A 22,975-nucleotide genomic window follows, 5' to 3' on the forward strand; every position below is an offset into this window, starting at 1 on the left:
CCCTCGAGCTTGATCTGAGCAAATCGCCCGCGACGAGCACCGTGGGCGCCGGCAATGATCCCAGACGGAACTCGTGGTGTCCTCCGAATCCGTTTTCCCCTCTGACGTCGAAAAACACCGGTAAGTGGACGATTGTTTAGGTCCGCAGCGCGTGGGGCATATGGACTTATCTTCACATTTGTCCATTTCACAGTTGGACGATCGTTCATGTGGTAGAAATCACAACGCCTGGCGCAATTCGATCCGCAAATTTCAGCGGCGAGTATGCCCCCGAACAAGGCCTCAGCGTGTACCCCGCTTCGTAACGCGCCGAGCCTCCGGGTGCCTGTGCCAGGCGACGCACCTGTCTAGAGGAGGCCACCCATGTCCCCAGCGCTGCTGAACAACCCGGGACCGCTCATGTTGGGAGGCAAGCCCGCCTCCACAGCGGTCAACGACGTCATCCCACTGGCAAGCGATCTCGTAGATCACCTGTCCCGTGCCAACCCGACGTTGACTTCCCTCCAAACGGAGGCAGTTCGTCGGGAACTGATTGCGGTGATCGTGCAGGGGCTCCAAGTGGGGATCCAGCTGCTGGATCACCGCAAACTTCCCACCGACCAAGAGTTGGACGGCATTCACACGATGACCGTCCAACAAGCATTGAAAGGCGTGCCACTCAGCGCGATCCTCAACTTGACCAACGAGGGCATCAGCACTTTCCGCACCCTCATCCTCAGCCGGGCCGACGCCGAGGACTCCGCCAATCTCGGGGATCTCAACGAGTTCTTGTTCGCACTCGCGCAGCGGCTTCACTCGTTCATCTCGATCAGCTATCTCTCGGCTCTTCCAGCTGGCTCCCAACTCGGGGAATACTCCGCCGGCGCTCTCGTGAAAGCCATGCTGGACGGCGACGATCCCACCCAGCTTGCGTTGCAGATGGGCGTTGAACTCGCACCCCGCTATCTCGTCCTGCGGCTCCTGGTGAACCTGCCGCCCATCCGCCCGGGAGCACGCAACGGCAACCACCAGCGCATACAGGCCTACCGTGACCTCTCCGTCGCTCAATCGAAAATCGCGGCCCACTTCGGGTCGGCGCTGCTCGAAGCTCCTGCACCGCAACGTGGTCTGGTCCTGATCGAGGGCACACCCGACTGGGGAACAGTGTGCGAGGTCATCCAACGTGCACGCGCAACGGTCGGGGTGGAGATCACAGCAATCGCCGAGAACGCCGCGGTACGAGATATCGCCGCCGCCCAAGCAACCACTCACGAATTGGCGCAACTCGTGCGGCGCCTGCGACTGCCGGCGCGGTCGTACCGAATGGAAGACCTCGCGCTCGAGTATCAACTCACTCGGGGTGGCGCAGGCCGCGACAGCTTGATCAATCTTCTAAGGCCACTCGWCGGCAATCCGGAACTGCTGCAGACATTGTCCATACACCTCGCCAACGGCCAGCATCGTCAGCGCACCGCGTCGGCGCTCGGCCTGCACACCAACACCGTCGACAATCGAATCAAGCGCATCGCAACCCTGACCGGATTGGATCCGGCCCTGCCCTCTGAACTGCTCAAACTGCGCGCTGCCATGATCTCTCTGACTTTCGCAAGCACTGATGTGGACAATCGTCCAGCGAAAATGTGAACACTCACATCCTCGCTATTAGCTGTCCACGTGTGGCGCCTGGACCCCACTTTTCCGCTTCGAACCGGGCTATAAAAGTGTGGTGCGAATCACCGCGCAAACCAGTAACAATTAAGGGGAAACACATGATCAACGGCCAGGATAACGCTCTCCTCGGTGCCTTCTTCGACACCATCCTGCAGCTCTTCAACGCGGGCAGCACCGGCACGGGCTCGACGGATGGCGGCGGCGTCTCCTAGGACGAATCTCGGGCCCTACAGATGTTCAACGCCGGCAGCAGTTTCCTCTACACCAACAACTCTCCGATTGGCGGCGGCGGCGGCGAAACTCCCACGACGCCTGCTCCCTGATCGACTTACCCGCTCGCATCACAAAGTCGCGGCACAGACAGGAACCACCGTGATAAACCAGCACACCCTGGGCAGCCTGGTCATCGACTTCGGCTCACTCTCCCGAGCACTCGGCTTCGGCAACGGCTCTATCGTGTCGCTCGGCAGCACCGGAAGTGGCTGAAACAGCCCGCCTGACCACGTCGACGATCCCGTCGCCGCTCACCTTGCTCACCACATCTCGAAACAGAAAGCAGGTCCCCCTGTGCCTACAATTCCGCTCACCGGCGACCCCATCGTCATCAACATCATCGTCCAGCTACTGAGCGCGGGTAGCAGCAATGCGCTCGCATTGGGCGGGGTCGGTAGCAGCGGTCTCGGCAGCACCGGGCTCGGCAGCTTCGACTCGGCGAGCCTCGGAAGCGCTGCTTAGGGCCTCACTTGTGATCGGTGTTCGATCCGCGTCTTCGGCCGCCGAAACAGTCCACGAAACCCACGTTGCCCTCCGTCATCTGTGACGGAGGGCAACGTGGTCGTTCAGGCGAAACGGCTCGCGGTTGGGCGATCCGGCCGTCGGCCTTACTGTCTCGGCGATCGAAGAGTTGGAATCAACGCCAATCTTCCGGTGGATCGGTCTCGTCGTGCTCGATGGTCACGGACTCCGAACGATCGTCAGCCGCAGCCTTTTTCGCTGCTTCACGCATCTCGATTCCGTCGGACACCCAGTCACCGATCTCGCGCGTCACGTCTCGAACAGCCCCGGCGATGATCATCGCGATGGAGCCCACGTGGTTGGCTGCACTTTCGGTCAGTTCCTGGACCGTGTCCTTGCGGCGTTCGAATTTCCCGACCATCAGTGTGTGCCTCTCAGGCTGCAGTTCGCTGGCGCTCGACGATAACACCGGGAGGGGTCTTCGACTTGACCAAACCGGGCGGAAGAGCGAGCTTGAAGATCTTGCCCCATACCGAACCGATCTGCTTGAAGAACCCACCGGTGTTGTACGGCAAACCGTACTTCCCACACAATTCTTTCACCTGGGGAGCGAGTTCCGGATAACGATGCGCAGGCAGGTCCGGGAACAGGTGGTGCTCGATCTGGTGCGAGAGGTTGCCGGACATGATGTGGAAGAGCGGGCTTCCCTCGATGTTGGCGCTGCCGAGCATCTGACGCACGTACCACTGACCACGAGTCTCGTCGGCCGTCTCGTCCTCGGTGAAGCTCTGTACGCCGGTGGGGAAATGGCCACAGAAGATGATCGAGTACGTCCACACGTTTCGGACCAGGTTGGCGGTGACGTTCCCCGCGAGAGTGGTCACGAACAGCGGCCCCGTCAGAACCGGGAAGATGACGTAGTCCTTGAGGACCTGCTTGCCCGCCTTGTTCCACCAGCCCTTCAGAAGCGGCTTGACGTCGTGCCACTTGCGTTTGCCCTGGATGACGTTCTCGATCTCGAGATCGTGCATCATCACACCCCACTCGAAGAGCATCATCAAGGCAAAGGCCCAGACCGGATTACCGAGGTAATAGGGGTTCCACTTCTGCGCGTCGTCGATACGCAGGATGCCGTATCCGATGTCACGGTCTTTGCCGAGAATATTGGTGTACGTGTGATGCATGTAGTTGTGCGAGTGGCGCCACTGGTCGGCCGGGCACACCGTATCCCATTCGAAGACTTCGGAATTGAGCCCGGGTTCCCGCATCCAGTCATATTGACCGTGCATGACGTTGTGGCCGATCTCCATGTTGTCGAGAATCTTCGACACACTCAGCGCACCGACTGCCGCGAGCCACACCGGCGGTAGGAATCCGAGGTACATCAAGCCGCGACCTGCGACCTCGAACCCGCGCTGAGCCTTGATGATCTTGTAGATGTACTCCCGGTCTTCGGCCCCAAGCGAAGCGACGGTGCGATCACGCAATGCGTCCAACTCGCGGCCGATCTCCTCGACCTGCTCGTACGTCAGGACGACGGGAGCGTCGTCCTTCGCATCGGAACCGTTGCCGAGGAACGGAAGGGTGGGAAGTGAAAGTCCAAACATGTCGGTCTCCAGACAGTCGTGTGGAAAATGGGACTTCAGATGTCGACGGTGACGTCGCCGACGGGAGCGCTGACGCACAGCTGGATCTTCTTGTCCGGCTCGTCGTCTGTCTCACCGGTGCGCACGTTTCGGGTACGACCCGCCTTCTTGACGGAGGTGCAGGAGAAGCAGATTCCCATCCGGCATCCGTATTCGGGATTGAGGCCCGCAGCTTCTGCTTGTTCGAGAAGTGTTTCGCCGGAGTTCTCGGCCGCCACCCCACTTTTGGTGAATGACACCTCGCCGCCGGCCTCACCCGGCTCGGCCACCGCCGGCGCGAACTCCTCGGTATTGAGCAAGTGCTCGACGTCGACCTCACGGAACACCTCACGCACTCCCCGCATCAGACCGGGAGGCCCGCAGAGATAAGCCTGGGCGTCGATCGTGTCCGGATCGGCGATCCACGGAGCCACGGCGTCGAGGTGCCCGCGATCGAAGAAACCTTCGAGGTCACCTCCACCGCTTTCGGTGTACACGAGTACCAGTTTCACGTTCGGGTTCTGCTCGGCGATGGTCTTCAGCGCGCGCGTGTATGCCACGTCGGCATCGGTGTTCGCGTAATGCACGAACACGATCTCGCCCGAGTGCTCCTCCTCCACCAGCGTCCGAAGCATCGACATGACCGGGGTGATTCCACTGCCGCCACTGATCAACAACACCCGACGCGGGCGGTCGACGGGAAGGGAGAACACACCGTCTGCCTGCGAGAGGCTGACAACGAGTCCAGGTGCCGCGTTGGCGTACAGATACTGCGACACCAGGCCACCGGGATGCGCTTTCACGGTGAGCTCGATCAGCCCGTTGCGCGTAGACGCGCCGCCGGCCGGCGAGTAGCAGCGAGTGTGACGAACACCGTCGATCACCACGCCCAACTGCACGAACTGGCCCGCCTGAAAACCGCGCCACTGGCGAGTCGGGCGCAGCGTCAGAGTGACGGAGTCAGCGGTCGGATGGTCGACGGCGACAACCTGCGCGCGGATGTCACGAACGGTCGCCATCGGGTTGACCAACTCGAGGTACCGATCGATCTGATGTGGAGCAGCCATGGCTTCGATCAGTCCCACCAAGGACAGTCCGCGCCGAGGTGTGGACTTCGGTGTCGTGTTCTCAGGAGCAGATGCGATTGTCATGACCCTCCTCGTACTTCGATTGCCGGGTGTACCGATTGCTGGGCTAGCTTCCCCCGACTGCGTGAATTCAGTGTACAAATGTTCACCGAAGATAGTGTGACAGGTGCATACAAGTACATGTCAACAAGAATGTGATCCGAGTTACACGAGTTGCCGAAAGGAGCCGGAATGCCTGTACCTACACTCGACGTCGTGACGAAGGCCGGACCGGTGAACCCAGAGCGCAGGGAACCCGACAACAGGGAGCCGGAAAGTCGTGCCGCAAAGAAGGAACGCACACGCCAAGCGCTCCTGGACACTGCCATGGACCTCTCGGCCGATCGGGGCTTCGCCGGAATCAGCTTGCGAGAGGTAGCCAGGGAAGCCGGGATCGTTCCGACTGCGTTCTACCGCCACTTCGCTTCACTGGAGGACGTCGGTGTCGTCCTCGTCGAAGAGAGCATGCGCATGTTGCGCCAGATGCTGCGCGACGCAAGGCGTAATCCCAGCACCAAGGACGCCGCTACGTCACTGGGCATCCTTGTGCGACAAGTGCATACACACGAGCGACAGTTTCGGTTCCTCTGCCGCGAACGCTACAGCGGCGTCAGTGAGGTACGACGTGCGATAGCCACTGAAATGCGGTTGTTCGTCAGCGAACTGACCATCGACCTCTCCAGAATTGCCGGACTGGAAAGCTGGTCGTCGGACGATCTGGAAATGGCTGCCGACCTGATCGTCTCGACGATGTTCAGCGCTGTCGTCGAACTGCTGGACGCCGGGACGGCCGGGTATCGCGACGAAGCCGCCGTCATCACACGAGCCGAGAAGCAACTGCGAGTCATCATGCTCGGAATGGCCACCTGGAATCCACCTCGAAACTGACCTCGGGTTCACCTTTTCGACGTACGGTGAGAGTCATGTCTTCCACGAGTACATACGAAATCCCCGTTGGCGACCTCACCTTCGACGTACTGATCTCGGGCCCGGACGACGGCATTCCGCTGGTAGCGCTGCACGGCTTCCCGGAGAGCGCCGCATCCTGGGGCAAGGTCACACCACTGCTCACCGCGGCGGGATACCGTGTGATCGCACCGAATCAGCGCGGATACTCCGCCGGCGCGCGCCCCGAAGGGGTGGATGCCTACAAGATCGAGCACCTGGTAGCCGACGTCGTCGGATTGCTCGACGCACTCGGCCTGTCCGACGCGCATCTGGTCGGCCACGACTGGGGTTCGGCGGTCGCCTGGCAGGTCGCCGGTCGCCATCCGAACCGGATCCGCAGCCTGACAGCCATCTCGGTCCCCCACCCCACTGCCTTCGGTTGGGCACTCCGCGAGGACGAGGACCAGAAGCAACGCTCGTCGTACATCGGACTTCTCCGACGGGAGGGCAAAGCCGAGGAAGTGTTGTCGGAGGACAACTTCCGCCGGCTGCGCGCCATGTTCGACGGCCAGATCGATCCTGAATTCGCCGACGAGCACATTCGTGTCCTGAGCGGGGAGGGCGCGCTCACCGGCGCCTTGAACTGGTACCGCGCGATGACTCGCGACTTCGGCGACATCGATCGCACCACCGTGCCGACCACGTATGTCTGGAGCACCGGCGACACAGCGCTCGGCCGCGCAGGCGCAGAACGCTGTGGTGAATTCGTGGACGCTCCCTACGAGTTCGTCGTGCTCGACGGCGGAAGTCACTGGATTCCGGAAGAGCGAGCCGAAGAGTTGGCCGAGGCAATCCTCGCACGTGCAGGATCCTGATCGTCGCGACAAATTCGGCTCTATGTATGTTGTCATACATAGAGCCGAATTGATTCCACCACCAGGAGTTCTGCGATGACCGAGACCGTTGCACCACCCCATCCGTTCGACACCGCTGTCGGATTGACGCCACTCACGGCCGGCTTGTCGACCGGCGAAACCAATCCGGCGTACAACAACATGGTCGGGCCGTTCGGCGGCGTCACCGCTGCCACATTGCTCGAATCTGTACTGAAGCACCCCGAACGCCTCGGCGATCCGCTGTCGTTGACCGTCAACTTTGCCGGTCCGATCACCGAGGGCGCCTTCGAGATCTCCGCCCGGCCGGTGCGTACCAACCGCTCGACGCAGCACTGGTCCATCGAACTGTCTCAGGACGGAACCGTCGCCACTACCGCGACGGCAGTGTTCGGTACCAGGCGTGAAACCTGGTCGTCTACCGAGATCACGATGCCGGAAGTTCCGTCGGCCGAAAACGTTGCGCTGCTGCCGTTCCCCGAGTTCATCGCCTGGGCACAGAACTACGAGATGCGCTTTGTCGAAGGTGCGATCCCCGATCTGGAGTCGGGCGAGCACCCCGACTCGACCACGACGCTCTGGGTGCGCGATCAACCGGCACGCGCTCTCGACTTCACGTCGCTGACCGCACTGTGCGATGTCTTCTTCCCACGAGTCTTCTTGCGCCGAGGCAAGATGGCTCCGGCCGGAACGGTCTCGATGACCATCTACTTCCACGCCGACGCTCAGACGCTGACCGAACAGGCAGACAATTCCGTCCTGGGAACGGCGCGGACCCAACGGTTCGGAAACGGATACTTCGATCAGTCGGCCGAAATTTGGGGCAGTGACGGCGCATTGCTCGCTACGACACACCAGTTGGTCTACTTCAAGGATTGACGGGGATCGCACTGTCCCCTTCCGGCGCCTTCACCATCGACAATGCGGCAAGGCCGACGCCGAGAACCACCAGCAGCCCGATGATGCCGGCACGGTCTGCACCGAAGAGCCAAGCGAACAGGCCGAACAGTGTCGGCGCCAAGAACGACACTGCTCGGCCTGTGGTCGCATACAGGCCGAACATCTGACCTTCACGCCCAGGCGGGGTGATGCGTGCCAAGAAGGTTCGTGCCGAAGACTGAGCGGGCCCGACGAACAGGCAGAGCGCGAGACCGAAGATCCAGAACATCACCGGCCCGGACACCGCGATCAATATCGCGCCGACCACGATCATCGACGCCAGCGAGACGGTGATGACCTGTTTGGGTCCGATCCGATCGTCGAAGCGTCCGGCCACCAATGCACCGATTGCGGAAATCACGTTGGCGGCAACACCGAACAGCAGGACGTCGGCCGCACTGATTCCGTAGACGTTGACAGCCAACACGGCTCCGAAGGTGAACACACCCGCCAGACCGTCACGAAAGAGTGCGCTCGCGATCAGGTACCAGATCGTGCGCCTGTCGACGTTCCAGAGTTCGCGCAGATCGCGCCACAACACCCGATAGGAGTCGAGGAACCCGGCCTTGGACGCTCCCGGATCGACCGCGGGGCTGGGCAACTCGGGAACCTTGAAGAACACCGGAATCGCGAAGACCGCGAACCACACTGCAGCCAGCAGTGCCACCATCCGGATGTTCATGCCGCCGTCGGTGGTCAATCCCAGGAATCCCCGAGTGTCGCCGTCGCCGACGATGAACCCGAAGTAACACAGCAACAGCAGCACGATTCCGCCGAAATATCCCATGGCCCAGCCGAAGCCGGAGACTCGTCCCAGATTCTCCGGTGTCGACACCTGCCGCATCATGGCGTTGTACGGCACGCCGGCCAGTTCGAAAATCACCGAACCGATTGCGAGCAGAACCAATCCGAGCCACAGGTAGCGGTAGTTGTCCTCGACGAAATAGAGACCCGCCATCGAGAGCACGGTGATGCCGGTGAGTATCGCGAGTGAGAGTTTGCGTTTACCCGACGCATCGAAACGCTGTCCGGTGATCGGGGCGAGTATCGCGATGAAGAAGCCGGCGATTCCGAGAGCCCAACTGAGCCACGTAGTTGCCGAAATCGTGCCGGGCAGGTCGTCGCCGACCGCGTCGGTGAGATAGACCGAGAAGACGAACGTGAGGATCACGGCGTTGAATGCTGCCGATCCCCAATCCCACAGCCCCCACGCGAACACTTGACTCTTCGTGGCCGCACCACCGATGCCTGCGGGTGGCTCGGCCTGCATGCTCGTGGACTCGGCGCTCATACGGCGAAGCCTAACTGCGCGCGGGCGACTCGGCGCCTCTCTCCGAAGTCGACATACAAGACGTTCTATGCAACAAAGTTAGTACGCACTTAGTTGCATACGCACCTGAGTGCATAGATACTTTTTCCATGGCACTCGAACATGCGTTGCTCGTCTCCCTGTCCGAACAGGATGCGTCGGGATACGACCTCACACGCCGGTTCGACAAGTCGATCGGCTTCTTCCACAGCGCGACGCACCAGCAGATCTACCGAGTCCTCAAGCGAATGGACGAGGCAGGCTGGGTGGAGGTGGAGGCCATCGCGCAGGACGGCCGCCCGGACAAGAAGATGTACCGCGTCAGCGACGCGGGTCGCGCCGAACTGACCCGATGGATCGCCGAGCCGTCCGAACCGAACCACCTGCGCAACGAGTTGGCCATCAAGATCAGGGCCGCAGCGCACGCCGATCTCCCCGCTCTACGACGCGAAGTCGCTCGCCACCGCGACGGCCACGCCGCCCGCCTCGACGTCTACCGGCTCATCGAAAAGCGTGACTTCCCCAATCCAGCAGCACTTTCCGGCTCTTCACTGCACCAGTACCTGGTACTTCGCGGCGGTATCCGCGTCGAAGAAGGATTCACCGACTGGTGCCAGGAAGTTCTGGACGCATTGCCCACTGGCGAGTACGCCATCGAAGACACTGGCGAGTACGCCATCGAAGACACCGGCGAGTACGCCACGGAAGGACATCTTCAGTCATGACGGATACACAGTTCCCCCGCCTGCTCGAACCGCTCGACCTCGGATTCACGACGCTGAAGAACCGCGTCGTCATGGGATCGATCCACACCGGCCTCGAAGATCGCGCGAAGGACACCGACCGCTTGGCCGAGTACTTCGCCGAACGTGCTCGTGGCGGTGTCGGCTTGATCATCACCGGCGGCTACGCGCCCAACCGCACCGGTTGGCTCTTGCCCTTCGGTGCCAAGCTGACCAACCGCATCGAAGCGCGCCGTCACCGCCGGATCACCAAGGCGGTTCACGACGCGGGCGGAAAGATCGCCATGCAGATCCTGCACGCCGGCCGCTACAGCTACCAGCCTTTCAGTGTCTCCGCGTCGTCGATCAAGGCGCCCATCAACCCGTTCCGTCCGCGCAAGCTGACCGGCCGTGGGGTGCGTTGGCAGATCCGCAACTACGTTCGCTGCGCGCGCCTGGCCAAGTCCGCGGGTTACGACGGCGTCGAAATCATGGGCGGTGAGGGCTACTTCATCAACCAGTTCCTCTGCGAGCGCACGAACAAGCGCACCGACCAGTGGGGCGGCAGTTCCGAGAACCGTCGACGCATGGCAGTCGAAATCGTGCGACGCACACGCAAGGCTGTCGGCCCGAACTTCATCATCGTGTTCCGGCTGTCGATGGCAGACCTGGTCGAGGGCGGTCAGACCTGGGATGAAATCGTCTCACTGGCAAAGGAAGTCGAAGCCGCCGGCGCCACGATCATCAACACCGACATCGGGTGGCACGAGTCACGGGTGCCCACCATCGTCACCTCGGTTCCCCGAGCAGCCTTCGTCGACATAACAGGCAAGCTCGAGAAGCACGTCGACATTCCGGTAGCCGCCTCGAATCGGATCAACATGCCCGAGACCGCCGAAGAGATCCTCAACCGCGGTGACGCACAATTGATTTCGATGGCCAGGCCGATGCTCGCCGATCCTGACTGGGTAAACAAGGCCGAGAGAGGAGCGTCCGACGAGATCAACACGTGCATTGCCTGCAACCAGGCCTGCCTCGACCACGCCTTCATTCACAAGCAGGTCTCCTGCCTGCTCAACCCGCGCGCGGGCCGCGAAACCACACTGATCCTCTCCCCCACTCGGCGGACCAAGAACCTCGCCGTCGTCGGTGCCGGTCCTGCCGGACTTTCCGCAGCACTCAATCTTGCTCAGCGTGGTCATTCGGTCACGTTGTTCGAGGCTTCGGACAAGATCGGCGGACAGTTCGGGATCGCACAGCTCATTCCGGGTAAGGAAGAGTTCGCCGAAACCATTCGCTACTACACCCGCATGCTGGACGTGGCCGGAGTGACGGTCAAGCTCGAAACCCGCGTCACACCGGCAGATCTCATCGGATCCTTCGACGAAGTGGTGGTTGCCACCGGCGTGACGCCGCGCGTTCCCAAGATCCCCGGCATCGAGAACTCGAAGGTGCTGACCTACGCCGAGGTCGTCCGAGAGGGCAAGCCCGTCGGCAAGTCCGTCGCCGTCATCGGCGCCGGCGGCATCGGCGTCGACGTGAGCGAATTCCTCACGCACCCCACTTCCCCCACTCTTCATCTCAAGGAGTGGAAGCAGGAATGGGGCGTCACCGAACCCGAAATGGCCCCGGGCGCTCTCACCACTCCGGTACCGGAGCTCTCCGAGCGGGAGGTCTACCTCCTCCAACGCAAGCCAGGACGCATCGGCGCCGGCCTCGCGAAGACCACCGGCTGGGTCCATCGGGCGGCCCTCAAGAACAAGGGCGTCCACGAGCTCTCGGGCGTCAACTACGAGCGCATCGACGACGCCGGCCTGCACATCACCTTCGGTGAGAAGCACGAGAAGCCCCGACTTCTCGAGGTCGACACCATCGTCATCTGCGCCGGGCAGGAGTCGGTTCGCGATCTCGTGGACGAACTGACCGTCGCGGGCGTGGTGACCCACATCATCGGCGGCGCCGACGTGGCAGGAGAACTCGACGCCAAGCGTGCCATCGAACAGGGCACACGACTGGCCGCGAAGATCTGACCGGCTACGCTGACTGATCGTGAGCCTGCCGACACCCACAACCACAGCCCGCGCCGTAGTGACCGGCGCCTCCTCCGGCATCGGAGAGGCACTGGCCGCTGATCTGGCATCACGCGGACATTCCCTGATCCTCGTTGCCCGTCGTGGCGAGGTCATGGAGGTCCTCGCCGAGAAGCTTCGCGCCGCGCACGGCGTCGAGGTGGAGGTCCGTGCATCGGACCTCTCCGACAGCGCGGCGCGTGCCGTTCTGGTCGAGGAACTCGGTGGCCGCGACATCAGCATCCTGTGCAACAACGCCGGTATCGCCACCTTCGGGCCGATCGCCGAGCTGGACCCGGCATACGAGCGCGACCAGGTCGAACTCAACGCCGTTGCAGTGCACGATCTCACGCTGGCCGTGCTGCCCGGCATGCTCGCACGCAAATCCGGAGCCATCCTGATGGTCGGGTCCGCGGCCGGAAACATGCCGATCCCCAACAACGCGACATACGCCGCCACGAAGGCGTTCGTGAACACCTTCGCGGAATCGTTGCGAGGTGAACTCAAGGGCACCGGAGTGAACGTCACCCTGCTCGCCCCAGGCCCAGTACGCACCGAAACCCCGGACCCGGCCGAAGCGTCGATCGTCGACAAGCTCGTCCCGGACTTCTTCTGGATCTCGAGCGAGTACACCGCCAAGGTCTCGCTCGACGGCCTGGCCGAGAACAAGATGCGCGTCGTACCGGGCATCTTGAGCAAGGCGATGTCCGTCGCGGGCGGTTACAGCCCGCGTGCCGTCGTTGCGCCCATCGTGGGCACGTTCTACAAGAAGCTCGGCGGCTGATTCACGCAAACTTCCCAGAGCAGGCCATAGCAGACCATATAGTCGGTTAATGGCGATGCGAAGAACACTGGCAGTCGGGGCAATCCTTCTTTTGACCGGAGGGTTGCCCTTACTGCTGCCCACGGCAGCGAATGCATGTTCGTGCRCATCATCGGCTACCCCGGAAGAAGCCGTGAGCGTCTCCAGCACCGTTTTCCTCGGGACTCCGACGGAGAAAACTTCGGACGGGTTCGAGGACACCTACCTGTTCGACGTCAGCCGGGTCTACAAAGGCGATCTGGCATCGGTGACGTCGGTGGGGACACTCGCGAACGGGAACGGTTGTGGCACAAGCTACGTGCTCGGCACCGAGCAGCTGATGTTCGTTTCTGCGCCGTACGACGTCGACGCCGAGCACGAGGGGCACAGCTGCGGGCCGGCTACCGAAACCGGGTTCGACATCCAAGCGGCGGTCGAGTCCGTGTACGGCGCCGGTTACGCCCCGAGTGCCGGCGGAACTCCGTCCGTTGGCGTGTCCGCCGACAGATCGACGGTCATCGGCGGAGGCGCCGCGGTGGCATTGCTCGCGGTGCTCGGTTGGTTCGGATGGAAGCGCCGGCGAGCACAGTGAGTCAAGCCCGTCAGGGCCGCGTCAACCTCGTTCGGCGGCGCGTCAAGTAAGCGTCAAGATCCGCCCCACCGGTGATCTTCGGGAGTAGATCTGAAGGTAGCCCGCAACACGGCGGGTCACCTTCAGGAGATCGACGTGACGCTACTCGAAATCTTCCCCTCCCTACGCGGCGCAATGACACCGCGTATGGATCCTGCGTTGTGGCCCATCAGTACTCGCCACGACCACAGCGGGCGTGTCTGCATCGGCGACGTCTCCCTCGAAGAGATCGCGGACCAGTACGGCACACCGACGTACGTCGTCGACGAGGCGGACGTGCGGCACCGCTGCCGCACGTATCGAGAGATCTTCCCCGACTCGGAGATCGTGTACGCCGGCAAGGCACTGATGATTCGAGCGATGGCTACCTGGGTCTCCGACGAGGGACTCGGGGTGGATGTCTGTTCCGCCGGTGAACTCGCCGTCGCGCTCGCCGCGGGCGTGGACCCCCACCGAATCATCCTGCACGGCAATGCCAAATCGGTTTCCGAACTGAGGGCGGCGGTCAACGCGGGTGTGGGCCGGATCGTCCTCGACTCCCCCAGCGAAGCGGTACGGCTCGCGTCGGTGTGTACCCACCGACAGAAGGTGTTGATCAGAGTCACACCCGGCATCGACATACACGGACACAAGGCAGTGTCCACAGGCATCTTGGACCAAAAGTTCGGCCTACCAGCGTTTTCCGAAGAACTGGAACGTACGGTATCCGTCGTCGCCAACGCGGCGCACCTGCAACTCATCGGCCTGCATTGCCATCTCGGCTCCCAGATCACCGATCCCGAACTCTTCCGCCCCGCGATCGAGACGATGATCGCACAGATGGACGACATACGACGCACGCATCGAATCATCCTCACCGAACTCGATCTCGGCGGTGGCCATGGGATCGCATACATGCCGGGAGACGCCCAACTGGATCTGACCCGCCTCGCTCACGTCATCGACGAAACTCTCGACGACGCGTGCACCCGAAACCGCTTCCCTCGCCCCGAAATCGTGCTCGAGCCTGGCCGAGCGATCGCCGCGCGCGCCGGAGTCACGCTCTATCGCGTACAGAACATCAAGTCGATCAGCGGCGGTCGAACCTTCGTTTCCGTCGACGGTGGGATGAGCGACAACCCTCGGGTGTCGTTGTACGACAGCCACTACGACGTCGAATTGGTGAACCGGCATTCGAGCGCACCGCTCCAGGAGGTCACCGTCGCCGGGCGGCACTGCGAATCGGGCGACGAAATCGCCGTCGGAGCAAGGCTTCCCGCCGACCTACATGAAGGTGACCTGTTGGCAGTGCCGTGTACGGGCGCATACCACCACAGCATGGCCTCCACCTACAACAGCGTCGGCCGGCCGCCGGTCGTCGCTGTGCTGGGCGGGATTGCGCGGCCGTTGATCAGGCGTGAATCGATCAACGACCTATTGGCCCGCGAGGTCGGCATCTGACCTCGCGGGCGCCTAAGCCTCAGCGCTTGCGACGGCTACCGGTACCGAAGATGTTTCGCGAAATCTCCCGCCCTGCAGCCGAAGCCGCAGAACGCAGGAAGCTCTTCACGGCCGAGTTACCCAAGATCTGCTCGGCGATGTTGGGGCCCTCAGGTTCGGCCGGCGGCGGTGGCGGCAGATCGGGCAGCGACGGAAGATCCAGGGACTGATCCGCCGTCGGAGCACCGGCCACCTTCGCCGTCAGCTTCTCGTACGCCGACTCGCGGTCGATGGTCTGGCCGTACTTCTGATTCAGCGGACTCGACGACGCTGCCGCCTTGATCGCGTCGTTGCCGATGGTGTCCATCAGCGACCTCGGAGGACGAATCTTGGTCCAGGCCACCGGCGTCGGCGCACCCTTTTCCGAGAGCACGGTCACGATGGCTTCACCGATGCCGAGTGAAGTCAGTGCCTTTTCCAGGTCGTAGTGCTCGGTCTTCGGGTAGGTACGAACGGTCTTGTTGAGCGCCTTCTGATCGTCGGGCGTGAATGCGCGTAGGGCGTGCTGGACGCGCGCGCCCAACTGTGACAGCACCGAATTGGGAATGTCGGTCGGAAGTTGCGTGCAGAAGAACACGCCGACGCCCTTGGAGCGAATCAGCTTTACCGTCTGTTCGACCTGCTGTAGGAAGGCCTTCGACGCGTCCGCGAACAGAAGGTGCGCCTCGTCGAAGATGAACACCAGCTTCGGCTTGTCCAGATCTCCCTCTTCGGGCAGCGTCTGGAACAGGTCCGCGAGCACCCACATCAGGAAGGTGGAGAACATTGCCGGACGCGCGGCCTGGGCACCGAGTTCGAACAGCGTGATCACACCGGCACCGCCGACGACACGCAGCAGGTCCTCGGTTTCGAGTTCCGGTTCGCCGAAGAAGGTGTCACCGCCGTCGGCTTCGAGGTTGACCAACGCGCGCAGAATCACTCCCGCCGTCGCGGAGGAAACTCCGCCGATACCCTTCAGATCCGCTTTGCCCTCAGCGCTCGTCAGGTGGGCGATGACCGAACGCAGATCCTTGAGGTCCAGCAGGGCCAGGCCCTGAGTGTCGGCCCAGTGGAAGATCAGTCCGAGAGTCGATTCCTGGGTCTCGTTGAGGCCCAACACTTTGCTGAGCAGGATCGGCCCGAAACTGGTGATGGTCGCGCGCACCGGGATACCGATTCCGTCCGTTCCCAACGACAAGAACTCGACTGGCATCCCAGCGGGAGTCCACGAATCGTCGCCCGTCTCGACTGCGCGAGCCTTCATCTTCTCGCTCGGATCCCCCGCCTTCGACAGACCCGAGAGGTCGCCCTTGACGTCGGCCATCACTACCGGCACACCCGCGGCGGACAGCTGCTCGGCGATGCCCTGCAACGTCTTGGTCTTGCCGGTACCCGTCGCACCGGCAATCAGACCGTGACGGTTGATCGTCGCCAACGGAATCCGCACCCGCGCGGTGGGATCTGCCACTCCGTCGATCACCACCGAGCCGAGCTCGAGTGCCCGCCCCTCGGATGAATAGCCCGCCGCGATTTCAGCTGCAGCACCCGACGACGCCTGAGCAGCGGGGATGGCTCCGGCCGATGCTTCGGCCTCAGCGGCAGCCGCTTCCTTCTCGGCTTCCTCAGCTGCAGCAGCGGCTTCAGCTGCAATCCGAGCGGCTTCGGCAGCGGCAGCCTTGGCAGCTTTCGCCTTCTCCGCCGGCGTCAGCGGCGCGGCTCCGTCCTTCGGATCCACGGTCATCGAAAAGCCCTCCTCGTTGCAATGCGGCGAAGTTCTTGTCATCACCCGAACGCCGTCTTACACACGTCGAGTTTCCACCGCAGACCTTATCCCGCGCCCGCGCGCACTACTGTGTTCCTGGTGCAGGACAAATTGGTATGGATCGATTGTGAAATGACCGGGCTGCGACTCGAGTCGGACAAACTCATCGAGATTGCGGCTCTGGTGACCGACAGCGACTTGAACATCTTGGGCGAAGGTGTGGACATCGTCATCCACGCCGACGACGACGCATTGGCTGCAATGCCCGACGTCGTGAAGAAGATGCACGCGAAGTCGGGACTGACCGAAGAGGTTCGTAAGTCGACGGTCACCCTCGCCGAGGCGGAGAAAGAGGTGCTCGCGTACATCCGCAAGCACGTTCCCGTCGCCGGTACGGCTCCCCTGGCAGGTAATTCCATCGCCACCGACCGCGGATTCATCTCGCGTGACATGACGGCGCTGGACACATACCTGCACTACCGGATGATCGATGTCAGCTCCATCAAGGAACTCTCCCGCCGCTGGTACCCGAGAATCTACTTCGGCCAGCCCGAAAAAGGTCTCGCCCACCGGGCACTCGCCGACATCAAGGAATCCATCCGCGAACTCAAGTACTACCGCGGCACCGCATTCGTCGCGGCGCCCGGACCGTCGAGCGCGGAGATCGCAGCCGTCGTAGAGGGCTTGGGTCCCGCCTGACCTGCCGATTGGCTTCCTGACCGACTTTCGCGCTAGTATCTCTTTCGTCAAAGCAGCCGGGTCAAACCGGTGGCCGAGGCAATGGTGGGCGTAGTTCAGTTGGTAGAGCACCAGGTTGTGATCCTGGCTGTCGCGGGTTCGAGTCCCGTCGCTCACCCAAGCGGAACCCCCGAAGATGTCGAAAGACATTTTCGGGGGTTCTTTTGGTTTGTGCGCCAGCCCGAAGTGGGTGGGGTGGCGACCGCGACAAATCGCCCGCTCCCGAGCAACCCGTGCCCGGGCCGAGCGAACGTACCTCTCGTCGCCTCAGATAGACCGAAAGCCACTTTCGCTCACATCGGGGTAGCTGAAAATCGCCGCAAATGGCCCAGCCGTCGATCACTCGGGCGACGGTTGCGGCTCCCAGACACCTGCGACGGTCCCCTCGCGAACGTGTCGCTCGTATGCCGAAACCTTGTCGTGGATGACGGTCAGGTTGTCCTGCAGCGCAGAGATCCTGGATCGAATCAACACCTCATGCTTTTGTAGAAGTGAAAGCCGTTCCTTCTCGTTTCCCGGCCCTGACCTGACGAGTGCGGCGAATTCGCGGATCGTTGCGATCGGCATACCCGAGTCTCGGAATCGATTGCACAGCTTCAACCAAGCGACATCGTTTTCGGCGTAGACCCGACGCCCACCTGCCGAGCGCGCAACCTCGTGAACGAGCAATTCCTCACGTTCGAAGTATCGAAGGGAATCGATGCTGATTCCGGTCTCGACAGCTACGTCACCGATTGATAGTTCACGCATTGCCCGTCTACCTTTCCTTGACCTGGAGTGCACTCCAGATTTTACGGTCGCGGCCATGAATTCCATTCAGCGCAAAATCAACACCGGATTCTCCCGAATCTCCACTGCCGACGACGTACTTGCCGGACAAGATTTAACCGGCACAACTGCTTTGGTCACTGGCGGGTACTCCGGACTCGGATACGAAATTTCGCGGTCACTTTCTTCGGTCGGCGCGCGAGTTGTAGTTCTTGCCCGCCGACCAGAACAGGCACGGAGCGAGGTGGCCGACCTTCCGGGTATCGAAGTGCGAGCGTGCGACCTGTCGGACCCGAGCAGTGTCAGATCGTGTGCGCGAGAAATTCTCGAATCCCGGATCACTCCGGACATCATCATCTGCAATGCGGGGGTCATGGCCTGCCCGGAACTCCGTGTCGGCTCCGGCTGGGAATCACAATTCGCGATCAATCACCTCGGGCACTTTGTACTGGTGAACCTGCTGGTGCCAGCCATGCCCGCAAACGGTTCTCGCGTAGTCGCTGTCTCGTCGGCGGGACATTTTCTGTCGGGAGTGCGTTGGGATGACATACATTTCCGCAACGGTTACGACCGCTGGCTTGCGTACGGTCAAGCCAAGACTGCAAATGCTCTATTCGCTGTACAGCTGGCGAGCGCCGGTGCTTCACGCGGCATCACTGCGTTCTCCGTCCATCCCGGGAGCATCCTCACTCCCCTTCAACGTCACTTTTCTGCATCGGAGAAACACGATCTCGGATGGACGACGTCGAATGGCGACGCCGTGCCGGGATTCAAGACTCCCTCCCAGGGCGCCGCTACTACGGTGTGGGCAGCGACGGCACCGATACTCGCCGATCACTCCGGCGCGTACCTCCAGGACTGCAACATCGCGGACGTCGCGCAGACTGATGACATGAGCGTCGGCGGCGTGAAGCCTTGGGCTACCGATCGCGACGACGCACGCAGATTGTGGGCACTGTCCGCTGAAATGACCGGAGTGGACGCCTTCGGTCGACGCTGACGCCGAGCGAACGTACCTCCCGTCGCCTCAGATAGACCGAGAGGCACTTTCGCTCACAAAAGGAATACTGATGCAGAAATGCCCCCAACCGGACGGTCGGGGGCATTCTGACGTTCAGTGCTTCAGGGACGCACTCAGACGTCCGCGTTGCCGGTCTTCCAGACGCTCCAGGGAATGTTCCAGTCACCGAGGCCGTCGGTGCCTGAGAGCGTTCCGCCGACGGTGTTCTTGACGACGACGATGTCCCCACGCTTGGTGTTGTCGTAGACCCACTTGGCGTTGGACGGGCTCAGGTTGAGGCAGCCGTGACTGGTGTTGGAGTAGCCCTGCTGCCCGACCGACCACGGCGCCGAGTGGAAGAAGATACCGCTGTAGGACATTCGGGTCGCCCAGTCGACGGGGGTCTTGTAACCCTGCGCCGAGGTGACCGGGACGCCGTACGTGGACGAGTCCATGATCATGTTCGCGAAGCGGTCGCCGATGATGTAGACGCCGTTGTCGGTGGGAGTGCTGTCCTTGCCCATGGAGGTGGGCATGGTCATGACGGTCTCACCGTTGACCTGGAAAGTGACCTGCTTGGTGTTGTCGTCCGCCGTGGCGATGACGGCATCACCGATGGTGAAGGAACTCTTCGCGTCTTCCTGCCCGAAGACTCCCTTGCCGAGATTGCGCCCGTACACGTTGACGCTCACGTCGACCTTGGTGCCGGGTGCCCAGTAGTTCTCCGGACGCCAACGGACCTCACGATTGTTGACCCAGTAGAACGCACCTTCGACGGTCGGAGTCGTGGTGACGGTGATCGCGGCTTCGGCAGCCTTGCGATCGGGGATGTTCTCGTCGAACTGCACCGCGATGGGCTGACCGATGCCGACCACGTCGCCCTCGTTCGGCAAGACATACGGCTTGGTGACGTTGCCGGGTGCGCTGGTGGTGAAGGACGTGACCGTCGTACTGGCGCCGCCCAATCCGAATGCGCGGGCCTCGATTTTGTACTTGCGGTTGTAGCCGAGCGGTTCGGTGGTCGTCCACGACGCACCGTCGGCAGCAATCGCGCCGGCAACTGCCTTGCCGTCCTGATTGACCATCGTCACGTCGGACAGGGCGCCGTCAGCGACGTTGATCTTGACCGGGTCGCCCGGCGAGAAGCCGACAGCGCCGTCGGCGGCGGTCGAGGTGAGCTTCGGCTTGATGAGTTCGGTGAGCGGATTGGAATCGATCGGCGCCGATCCCTCGGTGCTGACGTCCTTGCCACCCGACGTGCACGCGGTGACCAGAACGAGCGCACCGAGCGACACCGCGATCATCGCCGCACTCTTCGACACTCGACCGTTCCCCCCGCGCACGGACAGACCCCACCTTTGACGACTCATCGTTCGACTCCGCTTCACAATTTCTCCGACTAACTTCCGCATCACATGCGAATCCCACTTACCGGAAGGCAAGTGGGACTTGCGGTATGACTGCGCTGCACCAATGATGCCAGGCGCGCTCGTTACCAACGGTCATGAAGGGCCACGCCGTCAGTAACGTTCAAGTATCAATCGCTCCGAACCGTCCGTTTTGTTACCGCTTTCAGCGGATTTCCTCCGATTGGACTACGGCAGCGAGGCCGCCACCTGGCGATTTGCTCCCGAACCGGCGATTCGGCTAATGTTCTGTCTCGCAAGAGCGAGCGCCTATAGCTCAGTTGGTAGAGCAAGTGACTCTTAATCACTGGGTCCGGGGTTCGAGTCCCTGTGGGCGCACTTGCAAAGGTCCCCACCTTCTTCGGAAGGTGGGGATTTTTCTTTGTGGCTTGGTGGACAGGTCGTGGTGAATAGACTTCGCAGTTACCGGAACCACGGCCTGGAGGTCTGATGACTGAGCGCGAATTCACGCCCGGCGGCGAACTGGCATTTGCCGGGGTGGCAGGTCAGGCAGCTCTGATCCGGTCCGGAGCTTTGTCCGCCCGCGAACTCACCGAGACCACACTTCGCCGTATCGAGCGCCTCGATTCGACGCTCAACGCATTTGTACGAGTTCTCGCGGACGAAGCACTCGACGAGGCGACACGGCTCGATCAACGTCAGGCCGACGGCAAAACCCTGGGCCCACTGCACGGAGTCCCGATTGCAATCAAGGACGAGAACGACGTCGCCGGAACGCCGACGACGTACGGCGGTGCGGCAGCCACGCGCATCGCATCGGCCGATTCAGAGGTTGTCCGTCGGTTGCGCGAAGCGGGTGCGGTGATCGTCGGCAAGACGACGATGCCCGAGTTCGGCATCTGGCCCTTCACCGAGACTGCCGCAAACGGATACACGAGAAACCCTTGGGACACCGGCATATCCACCGGCGGATCGAGCGGAGGATCTGCGTCGGCCGTCGCGTCGGGAATGGTCGCGGCGGCAATAGGCGGCGACGGCGGCGGTTCCATACGATTGCCTTCGGCGTTCTGCGGGTTGTTCGGACTCAAGCCGCAACGCGGTCGGGTGAGCACCGCGCCGAACCGAAACCTCTGGCGCGGACTCGGCACACTCGGGCCTCTCACTCGTTCGGTCGAGGACAGCGCGCTCGTATACGACGCAATCACCGGCACCACCGAGACCGACGACTACACAGCCGAAACGCTCCGAACCAGCTTTGCCGACGCGGCCGTGTTGGCACCCGGGCCGCTTCGCATCGCGGTGTCCACCCGGAGTCCGATCCGGGGCGTCCGCCCGTCAGCGGAGATCGTTGCCGCGGTGCTCTCGATCGCAGAGATGTTGAGCGCGTTGGGACATCACGTCGAAGAACACGATCCCGAGTACCCGGACGCCACTGCCGCTTTTCTCCCGCAGGTACTCGGCGGTGTCCGCGACGAAGCGCTTCGTGTCGATCATCCAGCGCTTCTCGAGAAGCGCACGCGAGCGCTCGCCTCGATCGGCCGGATAGCTGCACCCGCGCGCGTCGGCAAATTCGCCTACCGCAAAGGTCAGCGAATTGCAGCGACGGTCAACCAGGTCTTCGACACCTTCGACCTGGTCCTGATGCCGACGACGCCCGCGCTGCCACGCCCGATCGGACAACTCGAAGGAACCGGCCTTCTGTCCGCAGTCCGCAAGGCGTTGCCGATCGCCGCCTACTGTTCTATCTGGAATGTTTGCGGCAACCCGGCGGCCGCGGTACCCGCCGGCTTCTCCGAACACGGACTCCCCCTGAGCGTCCAACTGGTTGCGCGCAGCGGTGGCGAATCGGCGATTCTCGCCGTCGCACAGCAGTTGGAAAGCACCGTCCGCTGGCCGGATTCACGCCCGCCACACTCGTGAATTCCGGAAGCGATGTAACCATCGTCACCACGATGAACACGCGTTTTGCAAACTCCTGAGCCTGTCGGCTAATGTTCTGTCTCGCAAGAGCGAGCGCCTATAGCTCAGTTGGTAGAGCAAGTGACTCTTAATCACTGGGTCCGGGGTTCGAGTCCCTGTGGGCGCACTTGCAAGAAGGCCCCCACCTCACCAGGTGGGGGCCTTCTTCATGTTCTGCCTTCGAAAACTCGGGTCAGCGAATGATCTTCCGGACCACGAGTAGTCCCACCACTGAACCAACTGCGATAAGCGCGTACTTCACTGCCGGCTCGTTGAGCTTGGCGAGCACCGTCTTCTTGGTGTTCTCGACCAGCCGCTTCGGGTTGGTGCGGACCGTCAGTTCGTCGAGTGTGCTCGCGAGCTGGTTACGCGCCTTCTCGATCTCGCGTTCGATGCTCTCGGTGTCCCTGGGCACGTGTCCTCCAACTTGTCTGTGTTCTGCTGCTCTGTGTGCGGGTCTGCTGTGCGGACGCAGCGCGCCGACACTTCGCTCTACCGTAGAGGAGCAGAATGCCCTCGCGCCCACCTGCCGC

At 62.2% G+C, this 22,975-nt stretch carries 21 protein-coding genes and 3 tRNA genes; 16 read left to right on the plus strand and 8 right to left on the minus strand.

Translation table 11 applies throughout. The features are described 5' to 3' along the window. Window positions 1-363 precede the first annotated feature (363 nt). Window positions 364-1,623: a PucR family transcriptional regulator gene (locus tag AC1DWA_RS30275; protein WP_477917422.1), complete on the plus strand. Its 1,260-nt coding sequence runs from the start codon at window positions 364-366 to the stop codon at window positions 1,621-1,623. Between the two features lie 594 nt (window positions 1,624-2,217). Beyond that, window positions 2,218-2,385, plus strand: coding sequence for a hypothetical protein (locus tag AC1DWA_RS30280; protein ID WP_003945367.1), 168 nt, complete (start codon window positions 2,218-2,220; stop codon window positions 2,383-2,385). 175 nt (window positions 2,386-2,560) lie between these two features. Here AC1DWA_RS30280 and AC1DWA_RS30285 read toward each other — a convergent pair whose 3' ends face one another. From AC1DWA_RS30285 to AC1DWA_RS30295, 3 genes are read right to left on the minus strand one after another with little or no spacing between them, the layout of a single operon-like run. Beyond that, window positions 2,561-2,806: a hypothetical protein gene (locus AC1DWA_RS30285; RefSeq protein ID WP_019749125.1), complete on the minus strand. Its 246-nt coding sequence runs from the start codon at window positions 2,804-2,806 to the stop codon at window positions 2,561-2,563. Window positions 2,807-2,819: 13 nt separating this feature from the next. Further along, on the minus strand, window positions 2,820-3,992 hold the full coding sequence (locus tag AC1DWA_RS30290) for a fatty acid desaturase family protein (RefSeq protein ID WP_020908255.1): 1,173 nt from the start codon (window positions 3,990-3,992) through the stop codon (window positions 2,820-2,822). Between the two features lie 35 nt (window positions 3,993-4,027). Beyond that, the gene (locus AC1DWA_RS30295) at window positions 4,028-5,161 is read right to left on the minus strand and encodes a ferredoxin reductase (RefSeq protein WP_021344756.1); all 1,134 of its coding nucleotides are present in this window, start codon (window positions 5,159-5,161) and stop codon (window positions 4,028-4,030) included. A gap of 168 nt (window positions 5,162-5,329) precedes the next feature. Between AC1DWA_RS30295 and AC1DWA_RS30300 the strand changes: the two genes are divergently transcribed. The 3 genes from AC1DWA_RS30300 (at window position 5,330) to AC1DWA_RS30310 (ending at window position 7,797) form a co-directional block, all read left to right on the plus strand. Further along, a complete protein-coding gene (locus AC1DWA_RS30300) occupies window positions 5,330-6,025 on the plus strand; it encodes a TetR family transcriptional regulator (RefSeq protein ID WP_003945327.1) in 696 nt (231 codons plus the stop codon). Window positions 6,026-6,060: 35 nt separating this feature from the next. Continuing rightward, window positions 6,061-6,900 carry an alpha/beta fold hydrolase gene (locus AC1DWA_RS30305; protein ID WP_019749128.1) on the plus strand — a complete coding sequence of 280 codons (840 nt, stop codon included), beginning with the start codon at window positions 6,061-6,063 and terminating at the stop codon, window positions 6,898-6,900. Between the two features lie 75 nt (window positions 6,901-6,975). Beyond that, window positions 6,976-7,797 (plus strand): acyl-CoA thioesterase, encoded by an 822-nt coding sequence (locus tag AC1DWA_RS30310; RefSeq protein ID WP_021333443.1) that lies wholly within the window; start codon window positions 6,976-6,978, stop codon window positions 7,795-7,797. Here AC1DWA_RS30310 and AC1DWA_RS30315 read toward each other — a convergent pair. Next, window positions 7,787-9,148, minus strand: coding sequence for an MFS transporter (locus AC1DWA_RS30315; RefSeq protein ID WP_046378786.1), 1,362 nt, complete (start codon window positions 9,146-9,148; stop codon window positions 7,787-7,789). The genes AC1DWA_RS30310 and AC1DWA_RS30315 overlap by 11 nt on opposite strands. A gap of 128 nt (window positions 9,149-9,276) precedes the next feature. Here AC1DWA_RS30315 and AC1DWA_RS30320 point away from each other — a divergent pair, with 128 nt between their 5' ends. From AC1DWA_RS30320 to lysA, 5 genes are all read left to right on the plus strand, one after another. Next, the gene (locus AC1DWA_RS30320) at window positions 9,277-9,891 is read left to right on the plus strand and encodes a PadR family transcriptional regulator (protein ID WP_019749131.1); all 615 of its coding nucleotides are present in this window, start codon (window positions 9,277-9,279) and stop codon (window positions 9,889-9,891) included. After that, window positions 9,888-11,918: an FAD-dependent oxidoreductase gene (locus AC1DWA_RS30325; protein ID WP_477847563.1), complete on the plus strand. Its 2,031-nt coding sequence runs from the start codon at window positions 9,888-9,890 to the stop codon at window positions 11,916-11,918. Before AC1DWA_RS30320 ends, AC1DWA_RS30325 begins: the two co-directional genes overlap by 4 nt. 19 nt (window positions 11,919-11,937) lie before the next feature. Next, complete coding sequence (gene cmrA / locus AC1DWA_RS30330; protein ID WP_019749133.1) at window positions 11,938-12,741, plus strand: mycolate reductase; 804 nt, start codon at window positions 11,938-11,940, stop codon at window positions 12,739-12,741. A gap of 172 nt (window positions 12,742-12,913) precedes the next feature. Then, window positions 12,914-13,351, plus strand: a complete 438-nt coding sequence (locus tag AC1DWA_RS30335; RefSeq protein WP_019749134.1) for a hypothetical protein — start codon at window positions 12,914-12,916, stop codon at window positions 13,349-13,351. A 135-nt stretch (window positions 13,352-13,486) separates the two neighbouring features. Continuing rightward, window positions 13,487-14,830, plus strand: coding sequence for a diaminopimelate decarboxylase (gene lysA / locus AC1DWA_RS30340; protein ID WP_020908262.1), 1,344 nt, complete (start codon window positions 13,487-13,489; stop codon window positions 14,828-14,830). A 19-nt stretch (window positions 14,831-14,849) separates the two neighbouring features. Here lysA and AC1DWA_RS30345 read toward each other — a convergent pair whose 3' ends face one another. After that, entirely contained in the window at window positions 14,850-16,589 is a 1,740-nt protein-coding gene (locus AC1DWA_RS30345) for a helicase HerA-like domain-containing protein (protein ID WP_279163987.1), read from the minus strand. Between the two features lie 120 nt (window positions 16,590-16,709). Between AC1DWA_RS30345 and orn the strand changes: the two genes are divergently transcribed. Together orn and AC1DWA_RS30355 are read left to right on the plus strand one after the other, a co-directional pair. Then, window positions 16,710-17,309, plus strand: a complete 600-nt coding sequence (gene orn / locus AC1DWA_RS30350) for an oligoribonuclease (protein WP_024487359.1) — start codon at window positions 16,710-16,712, stop codon at window positions 17,307-17,309. A gap of 84 nt (window positions 17,310-17,393) precedes the next feature. Continuing rightward, window positions 17,394-17,466: transfer RNA gene (locus AC1DWA_RS30355), tRNA-His, on the plus strand. A gap of 221 nt (window positions 17,467-17,687) precedes the next feature. Here AC1DWA_RS30355 and AC1DWA_RS30360 read toward each other — a convergent pair. Beyond that, the gene (locus tag AC1DWA_RS30360; RefSeq protein ID WP_019749137.1) at window positions 17,688-18,098 is read right to left on the minus strand and encodes a MerR family transcriptional regulator; all 411 of its coding nucleotides are present in this window, start codon (window positions 18,096-18,098) and stop codon (window positions 17,688-17,690) included. Between the two features lie 55 nt (window positions 18,099-18,153). On the opposite strand from AC1DWA_RS30360, the gene AC1DWA_RS30365 reads away from it, so the two are divergent. After that, window positions 18,154-19,116 (plus strand): oxidoreductase, encoded by a 963-nt coding sequence (locus AC1DWA_RS30365; protein ID WP_477847558.1) that lies wholly within the window; start codon window positions 18,154-18,156, stop codon window positions 19,114-19,116. Window positions 19,117-19,250: 134 nt separating this feature from the next. On the opposite strand, the gene AC1DWA_RS30370 is transcribed toward AC1DWA_RS30365, so the two are convergent. Continuing rightward, on the minus strand, window positions 19,251-20,459 hold the full coding sequence (locus AC1DWA_RS30370) for a L,D-transpeptidase (protein WP_019749139.1): 1,209 nt from the start codon (window positions 20,457-20,459) through the stop codon (window positions 19,251-19,253). A gap of 329 nt (window positions 20,460-20,788) precedes the next feature. On the opposite strand from AC1DWA_RS30370, the gene AC1DWA_RS30375 reads away from it, so the two are divergent. The 3 genes from AC1DWA_RS30375 (at window position 20,789) to AC1DWA_RS30385 (ending at window position 22,569) form a co-directional block, all read left to right on the plus strand. Further along, window positions 20,789-20,861: transfer RNA gene (locus tag AC1DWA_RS30375), tRNA-Lys, on the plus strand. Between the two features lie 111 nt (window positions 20,862-20,972). After that, window positions 20,973-22,403, plus strand: a complete 1,431-nt coding sequence (locus tag AC1DWA_RS30380) for an amidase (RefSeq protein WP_477847556.1) — start codon at window positions 20,973-20,975, stop codon at window positions 22,401-22,403. Between the two features lie 93 nt (window positions 22,404-22,496). Continuing rightward, window positions 22,497-22,569: transfer RNA gene (locus tag AC1DWA_RS30385), tRNA-Lys, on the plus strand. Window positions 22,570-22,635: 66 nt separating this feature from the next. On the opposite strand, the gene AC1DWA_RS30390 is transcribed toward AC1DWA_RS30385, so the two are convergent. Beyond that, window positions 22,636-22,857: a DUF3618 domain-containing protein gene (locus AC1DWA_RS30390; protein WP_003945299.1), complete on the minus strand. Its 222-nt coding sequence runs from the start codon at window positions 22,855-22,857 to the stop codon at window positions 22,636-22,638. Between the last annotated feature and the right edge of the window lie 118 nt (window positions 22,858-22,975).

It is taken from the genome of Rhodococcus sp. P4_F3_2 (assembly GCF_056401335.1).

What these genes read in the sequence shown, in the direction of transcription:
- AC1DWA_RS30285 (WP_019749125.1), bottom strand. Translation starts at nt 2,806, where the DNA reads ATGGTCGGGAAATTCGAACGCCGCAAGGACACGGTCCAGGAACTGACC.
- AC1DWA_RS30290 (WP_020908255.1), bottom strand. Translation starts at nt 3,992, where the DNA reads ATGTTTGGACTTTCACTTCCCACCCTTCCGTTCCTCGGCAACGGTTCC.
- AC1DWA_RS30295 (WP_021344756.1), bottom strand. Translation starts at nt 5,161, where the DNA reads ATGACAATCGCATCTGCTCCTGAGAACACGACACCGAAGTCCACACCT.
- AC1DWA_RS30300 (WP_003945327.1), top strand. Translation starts at nt 5,330, where the DNA reads ATGCCTGTACCTACACTCGACGTCGTGACGAAGGCCGGACCGGTGAAC.
- AC1DWA_RS30305 (WP_019749128.1), top strand. Translation starts at nt 6,061, where the DNA reads ATGTCTTCCACGAGTACATACGAAATCCCCGTTGGCGACCTCACCTTC.
- AC1DWA_RS30310 (WP_021333443.1), top strand. Translation starts at nt 6,976, where the DNA reads ATGACCGAGACCGTTGCACCACCCCATCCGTTCGACACCGCTGTCGGA.
- AC1DWA_RS30315 (WP_046378786.1), bottom strand. Translation starts at nt 9,148, where the DNA reads ATGAGCGCCGAGTCCACGAGCATGCAGGCCGAGCCACCCGCAGGCATC.
- AC1DWA_RS30320 (WP_019749131.1), top strand. Translation starts at nt 9,277, where the DNA reads ATGGCACTCGAACATGCGTTGCTCGTCTCCCTGTCCGAACAGGATGCG.
- AC1DWA_RS30325 (WP_477847563.1), top strand. Translation starts at nt 9,888, where the DNA reads ATGACGGATACACAGTTCCCCCGCCTGCTCGAACCGCTCGACCTCGGA.
- AC1DWA_RS30345 (WP_279163987.1), bottom strand. Translation starts at nt 16,589, where the DNA reads ATGACCGTGGATCCGAAGGACGGAGCCGCGCCGCTGACGCCGGCGGAG.
- AC1DWA_RS30360 (WP_019749137.1), bottom strand. Translation starts at nt 18,098, where the DNA reads ATGCGTGAACTATCAATCGGTGACGTAGCTGTCGAGACCGGAATCAGC.
- AC1DWA_RS30365 (WP_477847558.1), top strand. Translation starts at nt 18,154, where the DNA reads ATGAATTCCATTCAGCGCAAAATCAACACCGGATTCTCCCGAATCTCC.
- AC1DWA_RS30380 (WP_477847556.1), top strand. Translation starts at nt 20,973, where the DNA reads ATGACTGAGCGCGAATTCACGCCCGGCGGCGAACTGGCATTTGCCGGG.